The 13345-nt window shown below is 59.0% G+C and carries 16 protein-coding genes and 2 pseudogenes; 9 read left to right on the top strand and 9 right to left on the bottom strand.

Annotated elements, in window-relative coordinates; genetic code table 11:
• Positions 1-143: 143 nt before the first annotated feature.
• The 5 genes and pseudogenes from EJ076_RS09590 (at position 144) to EJ076_RS09570 (ending at position 3076) form a co-directional block, all read left to right on the top strand.
• Complete coding sequence (locus EJ076_RS09590) at positions 144-899, top strand: hypothetical protein (protein ID WP_109672599.1); 756 nt, start codon at positions 144-146, stop codon at positions 897-899.
• 30 nt (positions 900-929) lie between these two features.
• A pseudogene (locus EJ076_RS09585) lies at positions 930-1319 on the top strand (phosphotransferase); the annotation flags it as partial.
• The gene (locus tag EJ076_RS09580) at positions 1316-1699 is read left to right on the top strand and encodes a GFA family protein (RefSeq protein WP_109672603.1); all 384 of its coding nucleotides are present in this window, start codon (positions 1316-1318) and stop codon (positions 1697-1699) included. The pseudogene EJ076_RS09585 and the gene EJ076_RS09580, both read left to right, overlap by 4 nt.
• Positions 1700-1949: 250 nt before the next feature.
• Complete coding sequence (locus EJ076_RS09575) at positions 1950-2594, top strand: TetR/AcrR family transcriptional regulator (protein ID WP_109672605.1); 645 nt, start codon at positions 1950-1952, stop codon at positions 2592-2594.
• A gap of 62 nt (positions 2595-2656) precedes the next feature.
• The gene (locus tag EJ076_RS09570) at positions 2657-3076 is read left to right on the top strand and encodes a hypothetical protein (RefSeq protein WP_109672607.1); all 420 of its coding nucleotides are present in this window, start codon (positions 2657-2659) and stop codon (positions 3074-3076) included.
• 35 nt (positions 3077-3111) lie between these two features.
• Here EJ076_RS09570 and EJ076_RS36005 read toward each other — a convergent pair whose 3' ends face one another.
• From EJ076_RS36005 to EJ076_RS09555, 4 genes are all read right to left on the bottom strand, one after another.
• On the bottom strand, positions 3112-3237 hold the full coding sequence (locus tag EJ076_RS36005) for a hypothetical protein (protein WP_281038174.1): 126 nt from the start codon (positions 3235-3237) through the stop codon (positions 3112-3114).
• 252 nt (positions 3238-3489) lie between these two features.
• Complete coding sequence (locus EJ076_RS09565) at positions 3490-3840, bottom strand: hypothetical protein (RefSeq protein WP_109672610.1); 351 nt, start codon at positions 3838-3840, stop codon at positions 3490-3492.
• Positions 3841-3864: 24 nt separating this feature from the next.
• Positions 3865-4449, bottom strand: a complete 585-nt coding sequence (locus tag EJ076_RS09560; RefSeq protein WP_206438777.1) for a hypothetical protein — start codon at positions 4447-4449, stop codon at positions 3865-3867.
• A complete protein-coding gene (locus EJ076_RS09555; protein ID WP_206438776.1) occupies positions 4436-4852 on the bottom strand; it encodes a hypothetical protein in 417 nt (138 codons plus the stop codon). The genes EJ076_RS09560 and EJ076_RS09555 overlap by 14 nt, the downstream gene beginning before the upstream one ends.
• Before the next feature lie 48 nt (positions 4853-4900).
• Here EJ076_RS09555 and EJ076_RS09550 point away from each other — a divergent pair, with 48 nt between their 5' ends.
• Both EJ076_RS09550 and EJ076_RS09545 read left to right on the top strand, forming a co-directional pair.
• Positions 4901-5857: an NAD(P)-dependent oxidoreductase gene (locus tag EJ076_RS09550; protein WP_109672614.1), complete on the top strand. Its 957-nt coding sequence runs from the start codon at positions 4901-4903 to the stop codon at positions 5855-5857.
• Between the two features lie 1775 nt (positions 5858-7632).
• On the top strand, positions 7633-7908 hold the full coding sequence (locus EJ076_RS09545) for a hypothetical protein (RefSeq protein ID WP_109672617.1): 276 nt from the start codon (positions 7633-7635) through the stop codon (positions 7906-7908).
• A 235-nt stretch (positions 7909-8143) separates the two neighbouring features.
• Here the strand turns inward: EJ076_RS09545 and EJ076_RS09540 are convergent, their stop codons facing one another.
• From EJ076_RS09540 to EJ076_RS09525, 4 genes and pseudogenes are all read right to left on the bottom strand, one after another.
• The gene (locus EJ076_RS09540) at positions 8144-8326 is read right to left on the bottom strand and encodes a DUF768 domain-containing protein (protein ID WP_164548588.1); all 183 of its coding nucleotides are present in this window, start codon (positions 8324-8326) and stop codon (positions 8144-8146) included.
• A gap of 28 nt (positions 8327-8354) precedes the next feature.
• Positions 8355-8577: pseudogene (locus tag EJ076_RS09535) on the bottom strand (hypothetical protein).
• A 440-nt stretch (positions 8578-9017) separates the two neighbouring features.
• Positions 9018-9875 (bottom strand): ATP-dependent DNA ligase, encoded by an 858-nt coding sequence (locus EJ076_RS09530; RefSeq protein ID WP_109672621.1) that lies wholly within the window; start codon positions 9873-9875, stop codon positions 9018-9020.
• Positions 9876-10101: 226 nt separating this feature from the next.
• Positions 10102-10314: a hypothetical protein gene (locus EJ076_RS09525; RefSeq protein ID WP_206438775.1), complete on the bottom strand. Its 213-nt coding sequence runs from the start codon at positions 10312-10314 to the stop codon at positions 10102-10104.
• A gap of 243 nt (positions 10315-10557) precedes the next feature.
• On the opposite strand from EJ076_RS09525, the gene EJ076_RS09520 reads away from it, so the two are divergent.
• Together EJ076_RS09520 and EJ076_RS09515 are read left to right on the top strand one after the other, a co-directional pair.
• Positions 10558-11391: a thermonuclease family protein gene (locus EJ076_RS09520; RefSeq protein WP_206438774.1), complete on the top strand. Its 834-nt coding sequence runs from the start codon at positions 10558-10560 to the stop codon at positions 11389-11391.
• The gene (locus EJ076_RS09515) at positions 11385-11702 is read left to right on the top strand and encodes a hypothetical protein (protein WP_109670211.1); all 318 of its coding nucleotides are present in this window, start codon (positions 11385-11387) and stop codon (positions 11700-11702) included. Before EJ076_RS09520 ends, EJ076_RS09515 begins: the two co-directional genes overlap by 7 nt.
• A gap of 259 nt (positions 11703-11961) precedes the next feature.
• On the opposite strand, the gene EJ076_RS09510 is transcribed toward EJ076_RS09515, so the two are convergent.
• Positions 11962-12858 carry an Abi family protein gene (locus EJ076_RS09510; protein WP_245462982.1) on the bottom strand — a complete coding sequence of 299 codons (897 nt, stop codon included), beginning with the start codon at positions 12856-12858 and terminating at the stop codon, positions 11962-11964.
• Positions 12859-13345 lie beyond the last annotated feature (487 nt).

Raw genomic sequence — 13345 nt, 5'->3', positions numbered from 1 at the left:
GGGAACTGAGCACAGATCATCGACCGTCGGCCAGTGTGCCATCTATTTGAAAAAACGTGGCTATTTCGCCGTTGTCAAGAGTCTATTGACAGCAATGTTCTTATTTTGTTCACTGTCGGGATGATTGCTACAGGAGGCGAACCATGGAACTTCGCTTGAACATTGAAGGTGCAACGCCCGAGGAACTGGCACGCGGTGTCGCAGCAGCCGAAGCAGTCTTCGCGCGGGCCGGCATTACCGCTTTGCAAGGCGCGGAAGGTTTGTTCGCGTTGGAAGGGTGGGACATCAAAGGCTTTCCGGAAGACGACCAGCCAACCGAGGACGAGGACCAGGCTGCTTCGGTCTGGATGGAAGCCGACGAGGCTGCGACAATTGCATGTTGTGCGGGCTGGCCGGAGGACAAAGTTCCGCGCCATCAGATCATGGAACTGATCGACGTTCCCCGAACGAGATTGCAAGCCGAGGGGCTTCCGGACACGTGGCCGGCGCGCAGGCAGCTCTACCCGGACGTCGTCAAACGGCTGGAGGTTACTGCAGGCCCGGACCGCCAGATCGATTTCGATATTGCCTTCGTTCTTGGTTGGGTGCCGGAGCGGCCGACACTGGATCGGGTGGAGCCGCTTTCGGAAGATGGTGACCGTATTCCCTTCTTCACCAGCGACCTTGCCCAGGTCGAAGAAATGGCTCGCAAGGCGCTCAAGGACTGGACGATTGAAATTGGCAGGGATCCCTATGATGCCCACGTTTTCGACCCTGCAGCCGCCGACGACGGTGACGAATTGCGCATGGCGGCGTGGCGCGATTTCGACGGCTCCCTGCTTATGGAGAAGCCGCCGGCAAATCCTGCAATCGCACTGACCCTGGCAATGATGCGCGGCCAGTCGATGCATTTCGAATAGTGGTGAACGGGTTACACGGCCGCCATCGTCCATGGCGACTGTCATGGATTGAACGCTCGCATCGCCACATCGGGGCCATTGACTGGGCAAGCAATACTCTTCGATTTCGATGATGGCGGTTATGGCTACCTGGCCTACGATCTAGGCGTCCACCTATGGGCGCAAGTGTCCTTCGGGCGGCGAAGGCATGCCATGTGGCATGCCTTCGACGAAGGCTATAGATCGGTGCGATCCTTATCTCCGGCAGGCGAAGCAGCGGTGCCGATCTTCGTTGCCATCCGACATATCTGGTTAATGGGAGAATACGCGACCAAGGTAGACGAGTGGGGATCGGAGAACCTGCCAAGTGCGTGGCTCAGAAACCATGTGGCGTTCCTCCTGGGTTGGGAGGGTGACAAGTTATCGCCAGCGCTTCTATGACGTGCGTGGCGAGACTGGCGACCTGTGCTTGCGGAAGCCTCCGTGTGACCTGCGCTGGCGAGCCTAGAAAAGTATCATTGTGTCACTGCCTTGCTTGTCAGAAGCGGACCGGCAGCACCTACGGTGTTGCAGCTTTTTTTTACCGGCAGGGTGTTCGAGTAGAGGGCCCGAGCAAGTGCTATTCGCGCCAGTCCGATAGCGGCTTTCCGGTAAGATTTCACTTTTGTCCTGACTGCGGCTCGACCGTTTTTTGGGAGCCTCAGCGCAAGCCGGACCTAATTGCAGTCGGCGTTGGTTCGTTTGCCGATCCAGGCTTCCCCGCGCCAACACAGGCCGTTTATGATCAGTACCGGCATCCGTGGGTCAACGGTACCAACTGAAGACCCCGTCACAAACACTCTGAGCTTCAACCGCAGCCGAGTTTTCACATAGCCTCGGCAGTAAGCGGTCGTCCGCTAAGAACCAGGCTCCGAAGCGCGCCGATCGAGAAGGGCGGCGTACTCGCGCGGCAGATAATTTCCTAGCAACGGTTCGTGATCGCAGGACCGTCTTGCAACCGCTAACCACAAAATATCGACCATTTCAAAAGTCTCATTTGAAACCTACTATAAAGTAGGTTAATACTCGAGGATGAAATCAAGCGTAAAGAAACGGCTACGCGGGCCGGAGCGGCGGACCCTTATTCTGGCTGCGGCTTTGGCTGAGTTTGCCCGATCAGGATATGAAGGCGCGTCGATGGATGCGATTGCGGTTGCATCAGGCATCTCCAAGCCGGTTCTGTACGATCACTTCCCCTCCAAGCAGCACATGTTCGGCGCGGTGCTGGAAACGGTTCGGGAACAGTTGTTGGCGCAAGGCTCCGAAGCAGCGCTTCTGCCGGAAGATGACGAACATAGGTTTCGGACAGCGATTGCGGGCTTTTTCAGCTTCGTGAAGGACAACCCTGATGCCATCAAAGTCCTGCTGCTCGTGCCCTACGGGGCACATGAATCGTTGGAAGCTTCGCGGGCCGTCCAGAAGGGAGCTTCCGCCGGGATTGCGAAATTCCTGACCCCACTGCTGCGTGGGCAAACACCGCAAGATATCGAAGTTGCAGCCGAGTTTCTGAAACGAGGGCTCCATGCCCTTGCGGAGTGGTGGCTTGGCCATCCCGAGGTTTCCATCACGCATATGATCGAGTTGGGCGTGGCGTTGTCGTGGTCAGGGATCGGCTCGTTGGAATTGAAGGAGTCGGGACAGGTCGCGTCGCGACGCAGGCCAAAATGGGCTCGGTAGACGGGCCATCGGCCGCGCCAGATTCACGGTCGGACCAGGAGGTCCGTTGAAAGGAGGGTGTCATGGGCATCACCTCGGAAGCTCAAGCGAGAACGCGCGCGTTCGCGCGGGTCCTTGGCCCATTCTTTTTCATTGTTCCCGCCACGATTGCGGTTCGCGCCCCTGAACTGAAAGAGATGCTCGCGGACTTCGCCGAACATCCGATTTGGCCGTGGATGCTTGGAGCGTTGTTACTGCTCTGGGGACTGATCATCATTGGTTTTCACCAACACTGGCGAAGCCCGTCCGCGATTGCAATTTCCCTGCTGGGCTGGTTTCTCGCGCTTCGCGGTCTCACTCTGTTGGCCATGCCACAATTGATCACCCAGGGTGCCACCGCCTCGATGGATGCGATTGCGTTGGTTCGTCTCGGTTTCGGAGCCTTTTCGCTTCTCGGACTCTGGCTCACCTATGTCGGCTGGATCGCCAAACCGAACTCGTGAGCCCAGCAAGCGATCGCCAAGCGATCGAGGGCTGGTCAAGAGCCATAGCCGCGCTTGAGCAACGTTCCGGCCAGGGCGCCGGCCGGCAGGAGGCGAAATTGCAAAAAGACGATGAGGCCGAGGATCGTCGCCTTGAGGGCGCGCGTGAGCAATTGCATCATGTCCGCTCACTGTGCCGGCAGCGGCAATCCATGTAGCCGGAGAAAGGTTAGTTTGCCGTCTTCACGTATTTTCGGGAATGCAGACCATCTCCACAACCGCGAAAGCGTCCCAGAACCTGGCTCGTATCGCCTCTCCTCTAGAAAGTCAGAAGCGCTATCACTATAAGAAGCAGTGAGCGCTAGGATATAGCGCTTATTGAATGCTTCGACCCAGGCTTCGACAAGCTCAGGCGGTTTCATGTTCGTTCCCTTCTACAGGCCAATCAGCGAGAGCCAGACGACCAGGCCCATCAGGCACCAGCCGATATGCCTGCCACGGCTGGCGACAGCGTTGCCGATGGCTGCATAGCCGTAGGCTACGACGGCCGCCGCGATGATCCAGCGCCGGGCGGTCTCGGATCCCAGGGCTGGCGCCGCGATTAGCAGCATACCGATGCAGATCCAGTCGATGGTGCTTGCCTGCCAGACTATGCGGAACAGGCGCTGGTTTCGGCGTGACTCGATGTGGACCTCCGGAAACACCCGCAATTCGGCGATTGCGCCGTGCACGATGGCGACGACGATCGCCAACGCGCCAGCGATCTGAAGTGCAAGATCTCTCATGGGTCACCTCTTTCGTTGGCGGCTCTATGCGGCATAGCCACGCTTGAGCAGCATGGTGGCGGCACGATCGAATTCTTCCGCCGAAGGCATGGCGAAATCGAGCGCGTCGGCGTAGCGCGCGATGATGTTGAAGACCGTAGCCACGGCGATCGCGTCCTGCAGAGCATATTCCGTCACCCCTGATCGAAGGGCTGCCGCTGCGTGTTCCGCCGACAACTCCATGGGCCGAAGCGTCATGATCTCGAGGAACGCCAGCGTTGCCTTGAGAGCCGGGGAAATCGGCGCGGAGCGGAAATCGGCGAGCACGGCATCGACCGATGGGCGTTTCATCGTCTTCGCCGCTACGGCGCCGTGGGCGCCAATGCAAAAGGCGCTCGCATTCCATTTCGCGACCATGGCGGCCATCAGCTCGCGCTCTGCGACGCTCCATGGGCTCGGACCGCGCATGGCCGCGTGCGTCCATGAGCCCATTGGCGTGCTGAAGAACTCCTTGTGGTAGAACGCCACGCGAGCGGCATCCGGCAACCGCATCCCTGAAACCATCGAAATGAAGCCGATAAGCAGGCGGTTGGTGATGGTGTCACCCCGATCGATTTCAGGTAGACGCATGACCGGCCTCCTCCAGAGCTTTGATCGCGCGCTCCCAGCGCAGTAGGGCTGCTCCGGTCGCAGCGGCCGCGATCAGCTCGAAGGCGGCCTTCTCGCTTCGGACGGCCGCCAGGACATTCGCCACCTGTGCGTCCGTCGTGCCGGATGCCGCCTCGCCGATCTGACGGGCGAGATTGTCGTATGGCGCTTCTATCGGTGGGCCGCCTGCCGCTCTTGCTGCGACACGCTGGCGCAATGCCGGATCCGTCTCGCCCGGGCCCTGGAGGACCCGCCGTTTCAGTGTTTCAGCAAATGCAGGATGATCGGATCGATCGGATTTCACCGCTAAATGCTCCCATGCATGGGCATTTTCATAAAGATGCGTGAGGCGCGATTGGTCGCGTGGACTTGACTTCGTTGGCACCAGTATTAACCTACTATGAAGTAGGTTATCAAGCCGTGGAGGTGAACCATGCGCATTTTTGTTGCAGGCGCGACGGGCGCCGTTGGACGCCATTTGGTTCCACGTTTGGTCAGCGGCGGGCACAACGTGGTCGGACTGACGCGAACGCCAGCCAAGACCGGTCTCTTGCGAGACCTCGGTGCCGAACCAGTCGTTGCCGATGCGCTCAATCAGAAGGCCATTCACGCTGCGGTCGTCGCCGCACGCCCGGATGTGATCGTGCATCAACTGACGGATTTGAAAGGCGCGTCGGACCTGCGCCAATTCGACCGCGCTTTCGCAAACAGCAACCAACTGCGGACCACCGGAACCGACCATCTGCTCGCGGCCGCGCGCGACTGCGGCGTGAAGCGGATGGTCGCGCAAAGCTTCTGCGGGTGGCCTTATGCTCGGGTCGGCGGATATGTGAAAACCGAGGACGATCCGCTCGACGACAATCCGCCGCAAGAGCATCGTGGCACGCTCGACGCCATCCGCAATCTTGAGCACGCCGTGACGACTACGCCGGGGATCACTGGCGTCGCGTTACGTTATGGCGGGTTTTATGGCCCCGACACCGGCGTCTTCGATCCGCCCATGATCGAACAGATCCGCAAGCGCCGCACGCCGCTGATTGGTGGCGGCACGGCTTGGTGGTCCTTCCTGCATATCGCAGATGCCGCGGAAGCGACGGCGGTCGCGGTCGAGCGTGGCGACGGCATCTACAATATCGTCGACGACGATCCTGCGCCGGTGCATGACTGGCTCCCCGAACTCGCCACGATGCTCGGCGCAAAGCCGCCGTTCCGTGTGCCGGCTTGGCTTGGCCGACTGGCGGCGGGAGAGCACGTCGTCGTCATGATGACGGAATCGCGGGCGGGATCGAACGCCAAGGCCAAGCGCGAACTCGGATGGTCGCCGCGCCATCCCTCGTGGCGCCAGGGATTTGCCGAGATCATTCAAAATGAAGCGCGGACGGCCGCATAGATCGAAACGCGCTTCATCAGGGTGCTTCAACTAGCGGCGGCTCATCGCAAGGCTGCTCCCGGCGATGAAAGGATCAGACAAAAAATTGAGGCGGTCGATCCTAACCTGGTGGAATGGATCGTGCGAAGTAGCCAGAATGCTAGATTAGGCCCATACTCAGCCCATGAAGCCGCCAGTTCCAGATGATCTCGCCAACGACAACGGCAAGCCACAAGATCACCTAGCAGCCGTCACGGCGGCCTTACACAAGGCAATTGAGGGGCTGGACGCACCGGCTGCGTTGCTGGTGGATGCTTTGGCCGCCAAGCCGCCTCTAGGCGCTACCCAGCCGTAGCTGCATCCCTAAGTCTGAATTCAAAATAGCGAGGGCGAAGCTGGGTTGGCAGCATCACGACAAGATCGGTGACCCGTATCCATTTGGCGCAAGAGCCTCGCAGGGTAACCCTATGTCCCCGGGCTTTCTCCGCCGCCTCGAACGGGGTTCGCCCTTGGGCGTCGCACGTCGAAAGAATGGACGCCCCGTCCATTTCTTCCACGCGGTAATTCTTCATGGAGTGCCTCGCCAGCCATCCCGCGACAATGAAGCTATCGGAATATTAGATGCATCTCAAGTTTGGCTCGGCTGGCGCTATCCAGCCGTAGAGGAATGGCCGGTGCAGTGGGGAGCCCCCCGCCTAGGGGCAGCGGACCACACCGGCCGCTTTAGCGGGAAAAGCCCCCGCGCTGCCTAAGCTACGGTTGCGTGAGCAGTCGCGCAATTGTCAGTCCGATCCAGCCGTAGGGATTCGCGTGCCGCTTTCGGATATTAACTATAATACGGCAGGACTAAAGTCTTGTGCGTTGCTTTCGAAGGTCTGACGTAACCGCTTTGGTTCCGTTCTTGTCCCTTGGACGTTCCGTTATATTAGTCAAATCCAATATGCAGCCGGTTTGGTACCGTTCACACCTTTCGGACAACGCCGCGAAGTAGATTGATCTTCCTCAGTCGCGATGTTAGCAATAGCTAATGAACAGTCCCAGGTACCTTGTCTATTCGCCCCCGGTGGCGGGGCTTCCCTTCCTGGCCGTCGCCATTGTCGATGGCAGCACGATGATGGTCCCATTCGAAACACGAGCGAAAGCAGTGGAATGTAACCGAGCTTCTTCTGGGCGTCTCGATCTCATCGAGCGTGCAGACTTGGGAACCCGGCAATAATATAAACCCCGCCGCCCCATTCACGGCAGCGACGGGGCGCCCCTAGGGATTAGCGGGACTTGCTGAGGCGTTGGAACCCCTGCCGCCAATGAACCGAGCCAAAATGTCTTAAGGTTCGTCCCTCGCGCTAGGCGCAGGCCATCCGTGGGAACAGGCCGGCACGGGTAGCCCCTTTGGGTCTAGGCCCTCGTACCGGCGGCCGTGCGGGTGGGCATGTTGGGATGTGATGTGTGGCCCCGCGCTCTGCACTTTATGCTAAATAAGTGCTCTCGCAATTGAGCCAAAAGGCTTACCGGCCTGTTGGAGGCCGCGACCACGTGGTGTGCTACTAGATGAGATCGACTTCCTTCCCGGTAACGTCGCGAAGGGCTTTCAACCGCAACCTCATGCAGGGCAAGGATCTGTCGGTAGTGCTCGCTATGGGCGATATAAACGGCTTCACAGCCCTAGCGCTTCCGCGCCCATCACCCAATCGTGAAGAAGTCGCTTATCTAAGCAGCATCTAATTTCTTGTTTGGAGATCATAGTGAGTGTGCAGCCACAACACAGGCTGCCAACAACCAGGGAAGAGACAATTTCCATGAACATCAGAACCGTCTGCTTAGGAGCACTTGCAGCATCTATCTTGGCTGGTGCAGCGATAGCCGGGGCTCTCGATGAGCCGAAGATGATGGCGCCGTTCTTCACGGACGCGAGCATGAAGACGATGAAGTCTGACGCCGACATGAAGAAGGTCTGGGCGGGCATGGCCAAAGGCGACCAAGCCATGATGATGAAGGAATGCAACGACGCGGCGATGAGCAAGCCTCACGCCCAGTTCTGCGAAAAATTGAAGGCCCTCGGCGGCTCGAAATAGTCGCAACTTTTAGTCTGATGGCGGGGCGTTCCCCGCCATCAGCGGCAGCTCGGCATATCGCATTGCAGTTCTCAGGCCTCCGCGCCATGGCTGAGGCGGGACCAGCGGCCGCGCACTTTCCTGCGCTCCTGCCCGGAATCACTCTCAGTGCAGCCCGCTTCCCTTCCTCACGCGCCGGCCGGTAAACTTCCATGGCAGGGATCGTCGACCAGACGAAGTCGCGTCCGCGAATGAGTCAACCGCTTCTCTTACTACGACGCATTGCCTCGAAGATCACTTCGAAGACGCTAGCGACCTCGCCATTGATTTCATCGGCGCGGATACCGGCCTTCTCAGCCGCCGTCATCAACTGGTCCGCCAAGTCGCTGGCGGCGATTGGATCTCCCCGCGCCACAATCGGCAGTTGCTCGGCCTCCAAGTGTGGAGAAACTTCAGGCCACGAGCGCTCATTGCGGCAAGCCCGAGTCGTGATGCACGATGGCATCGAGGACAGCCTCATACACACTACCTGTGTCTTCCGCGATCTCGGCACTGTTGATGCCTATCGCCTTCGCGTCCGCGAACAGCTTCTGCGTCAAACTCGGCAACCGAGATGATGTCCGCACTCAACGTTTCGGGAACGTTGGCTACTATCCATTTGTACAAAAAATCAGTCCCGCGTGTGCTCATCCAAACCAACCGAACGTGATGCTAACCATCACCGTCGCAACGAGGATCGAGAGTGGCACAGCGAGGAACAGTCCTGCTTCCAGAAGTCGAGTCTCTTTGTCATTGAACATTAGTCGGCCCTTATGGAGTCTGATTGGTGAGCTAGGAAACTCGGAACGGCTGTTTCGGTTCCAGAAAACCCGCCGCTCAATCACGGCAGTGCCGGAGACTTTGTGCGGTTTGCCGATTCAAAACCGTAAGTTGGCAAACTCGCCGGGCGAAGACCCCAACGCCCTCGAAGCCCGGCGAGCCTACTTCCTGATCAGGAACGCGATCAGGACCGGGTTCACCCAGTAGTCAGTCCGGTGCAAGAGCAATGCCAGCAATCCTGTGCTGAAATGGGACGGGCGGCGAGCGTGAATCCTTGCAGGCAAGTATCGGCATGCTGGCGCGTCGCATCTTCACTCTTCTTCGCGAAAATCCTGTAGCGAAGCATGACGCAGATCCTCCTCGCCTCGGTGCTTCACGCGGCCGATGATGCCTGGCTTCACCCACTGCGTCGCCGGCCGCTTCATGCCCTTTGGCGGTGGCCCGGCGTGCTCCTGGACACGCTTCCAAAGCCGGTCCCGGATCGCCCCGCGTGAATTGATGAAAGCCGACCCGACATAGCGACCCGTTGCACGATCCGCCATCAGGGCGAAGGCCGGCTTGCCCGCCTCACGCTCGACACCAAGCAGCTCGAATTCATCGATCGAGTAGCATTTTGCCTTCAGCCAGTTGGTAGACGGGCCGCTCCGGTATTTGCTGTCGCCCCGTTTCGAGACCATGCCCTCAAGCCCAGCCTGGTCGAGTAGGTGATAGATAGCCTTCGCTTCGCCCGGCAGAGGCTCGCTGAACTGGATGCGACCGCCGGGCTCGATTATGCTGGCCAGGATCTCGCGCCGCTCTTCCAGCGCCATGTCGCGCAGATCGTGTCCGTTGAGATGGAGAAGATCGAAGGCGACGAAATAGAGGTCATGCTGCCGGCGGGTGATCGCCTTTCGCAGCTCGCCGAAATCGGACAGGCCGGCTTCGTTCAGGACGATGATCTCGCCGTCGACGATCGCGCTCTCGCCCCCGAGGCTCGCTGCCTCTTTCACCAGGTCGCGATATTTCGACGTCCAGTCGAGGCCGCGGCGCGTGAAGATGCGCGTGCCGTCCTCATCGATGATGAGTTGCGACCGATATCCGTCGAACTTCACTTCATGAATCCAGTCGTCGCCCTCGGGAGGCTTCTCCACCAGGGTCGGCATTAGTGGCTCGATGAACTTCAAACGCATGCACACACTCGCAAAACCGCGATTCAATCAGCATGTGCTAAAATAGTTCCGGAACATTTTAGACGAATTGGAAGTTCGATCGGTCATGACAAAGCTATCGGATCTCGGACCCCATGGCAGGCGCCATGGCTGGAAATGGACGCGTAGAGGCACCCCGTGTGGACGCTGGGGCCGCCCTTCGCGGTGTCGCCCCCACTTCGATGCGCGCGATAGGTCAACCCAGGATCTAAAGGCCAGTTGGGATCCACGGATTGGTGTCGTATCCGAGGCGCGGCTTTTCCGGCGTTGCGCCATCCGGCAATTTGGCGGTTCCGGTCAAGCTGCAGTCCAGCTCTGGCACCGGCTTCTTGGCCGAATGCTTGGTAGAGCAAAGGGCCGCGGCATTACTGACCACCACCTTCTTCTCCTTGGCAACAGCGACGCCAGTCGCAGCGATCACGATTGCCGTGCAAAATATAGCCACTCTCATCGTATTTCCCCACGGTTGCGCATCCCCAAGATGCAGGGGGATGACGTTACGTCACTTTTATATTAGCGCAAGCGAATATTCAGCTCCTGAGCCCGTTGCCGCCTATAAATCCGTGGTCGGCGACGGCGCCAGGGTTTCGCTGACTTGGCCTGTGCGCGCTTTTCTGGACTCTAGGCGGAAACAGCCGCATTCTTCGCTCGGGGAGCGAGGGGCGTGGACAAATACCGATACGACAACCAGTCTGATCAATGGCGCAAGCGGCGAGGCGCGCAGCGGCGACGTGCGCGTCTGCTGGCGGGCATTCCGAAGCGGCTTGTCTTCGTGACAGTGGCGGCGACGGCCGCCTATGTGACGCAGTTCGTCGTGCAGCACAGTGAAAGCGCACCTGACCTGAACGTGTCGCACTGGATTGGACGATCGCCGGAAGCTATTGCCGGCGTGGCCTCCGTCATCGACGGCGACACGATCGAGATCCACGGACAGCGCATCCGCTTCAGTGGCATCGATGCTCCAGAGACAGCGCAGCAGTGCGACGACGCCAAGGGCTTTCGATATCAGTGCGGGGCAAAGGCCGCGGCGGCACTCGACGGGTTCCTGGCCGCCTCGAGGCCGGTCACATGCGACTTCGTCGACTGGGATCGCTACGGCCGCTTTGTCGGCGACTGCCGGCGCGCCGACGGCACCAGCGTTGCTGCGTGGATGGTCGAGCACGGCCAGGCGCTCGATTGGCCGCGCTACAGCCACGGCGCGTACGCAGAGCAGCACGCAAAGGCCGAGGCGGCAAAGGTCGGTCTGTGGGCCGGGACGTTTCAGGCACCCTGGGAATGGCGCGCGGGGCATGCGGACGGCGCGAAGCCGGCTGCCAGCAAACCGTTAGGGATCATCAGCCGGCGGCTCTTCACGCAGAGCGGCTATTCGTGCGAGCCCCGGCGAACGTGCAAACAGATCGGCTCGTGCGAGGAAGCCAACTGGTATCTGCAGAACTGTTCTTGGGGCGGCAAGCTCGACCGCGACAAAGACGGTATTCCGTGCGAGAGCCTATGCTGAAATATGTCCTGGTGCTTTGTTTAGCCTCGACGCAATGCCTCGCCGGCACGCCTAAAGGCGAGTGCCCGAACCTTTGGAAGATGTACGGATTGTTCATGCGGGCTTCCCTGATCTGCAACTTTCCGGAGTCGAATGCGATCAGGAAGACCCTCAGTCTGCTGAAAAAGGACTGCCCCACATCGACGGAAGTCCTAGCCCGTAGGTACATGACTGACGGATTTCGCCAGTTCGACAAGGACTCGGCGAGCAAAGGCCATCCGAAGGCGTGCGGAGAGATGTTCACCTTCATGGACTCGGTAGGTGGGCAATAGCAGCGGCAGGGACGCGCCAAAATGAATTACTATATCTATGAGAACTGGGCCAACGATCGTGGCCGGATCCATCGAGCCGATTGTGGATTTTGCAACGGCGGTGAAGGCACACAAGCTGGAACGGGAGATAGGAACGGCCGCTGGCACGGCCCGTTTGACCGAGAATCTGCATCCGCAAGAGCTGCCCAACTCGGTCGCGCCGACATGCGAGCCTGCTCAATATGTGATCCCTAGGCTGTCACTCGGGCGGGCACAAACCCTAGTTCCATAGCGGCAAATCGGTCCAGTTCGCGGGGAAGCCCGCGTGACCGATCTTGATATTTGGCGCCACAGGGAATGTCGCCATATGTACTCTCAGGCGATCCGCCCAGTTGGTTCGCGGGTTAATACCTTTGAGTAACACCCTCATTATTGCCAATGCCGCATAAAGCCTGCGATTAGCTCCAGCCATCTGCAGCAAATGGTCCAGCTCAGGGATTTCTCCCTGGCTAGGCAGCGCTGGTTGGTCGACGAGGGGCTTGTTCCAAAGTCGGGAATGATGGGCGCACACGTTTCGTATCACGCTGAGTGACCGTGTCCACGATTTGATGAGATGCGGGCGCAGCCCGCCATAGCTTGCCGAAACCATCTGAATGTCTGAATACCGCATCCCTGATAGAAAGTAAGATAGTGGTCCGAAGTCCAGCAACTCGACGGCGATCCAAACGGGCATATTTTCGCCGGGGTATTTGGCTCTGAAATGATCGGCAAATTCCTCTTTTGAGCTTGCCGACCGGTCATCCAGTTTTTTCAACCATCCCGCATGCATGGAGTCAGCGAAAGCCGGATTTTTGGCGGTCGTGAATCTCTTATCAAGCAAGGCTGGGTTTCGGTGAGCGCGAGGGTCATGCCTGCCGATCGATAATGCCACTTCAGTCCGAACCGATATTTCAATGCGTTCGATTGCATCGAGAACCAAGAGGCGGAGCCCTTTGTCAAAGGCGTATAAGTCGGTTGCGTGTTTGAATTGAGTGCCGGGCTTAAACTCGTTTCCGAGTGCGAAGGAACCGTCTTGCTGCTGGACCACTTTCCGAAACGGATACCAATAGGCGCTGAGGCGGTAGTACCCGATCCGCTGTAAATACTCGTCAGCTTTTGGCGCGTCGGCAATTTCCATGCCCCTCGATTCCAGTAGCGCGCGCTGCTGCGGAATCGTCAAATAAGGCTTGTTGTATGGCATGAAAATAAAAAGGCCGACGCTTGCATTGCAGGGGCGCCGGCCGTGTCGACCCGTTACATGGGTGATTTGACCGGTAATGTCAAGTCACGCGACGCCCCTCCTGTGTCGCGTACCACGACGCAAACTTAGCTGCTTACCAATCAAATGCCAATGGTGTGAACCTTTCCGTGCCCGGTCGCCGAAACGGTCGGCCGCCGCGTTTCAGACGCTTATGTGAGACGCGTATGTGGGACGCCCGATCCTCTTGGCGACAAAGTACCCTAAGCCAATGAAATTGTTGGCGCATCCGACGGTTCGAACCTGTGACCTCTGCCTTCGGAGGGCAGCAGTCAACCTCTGCCCTCAGAATTGGAGAGCTTCTACTAAGCGGCGTGCCTCCGATAGCAAAAGAATGCCCCTTCAATAGTGGGTCTAGCGATGTAGC

It is taken from the genome of Mesorhizobium sp. M7D.F.Ca.US.005.01.1.1, assembly GCF_003952545.1.
GTDB classification, from domain to species: domain Bacteria; phylum Pseudomonadota; class Alphaproteobacteria; order Rhizobiales; family Rhizobiaceae; genus Mesorhizobium; species Mesorhizobium loti.
This window is presented reverse-complemented; position numbering and strand designations above follow the sequence as displayed.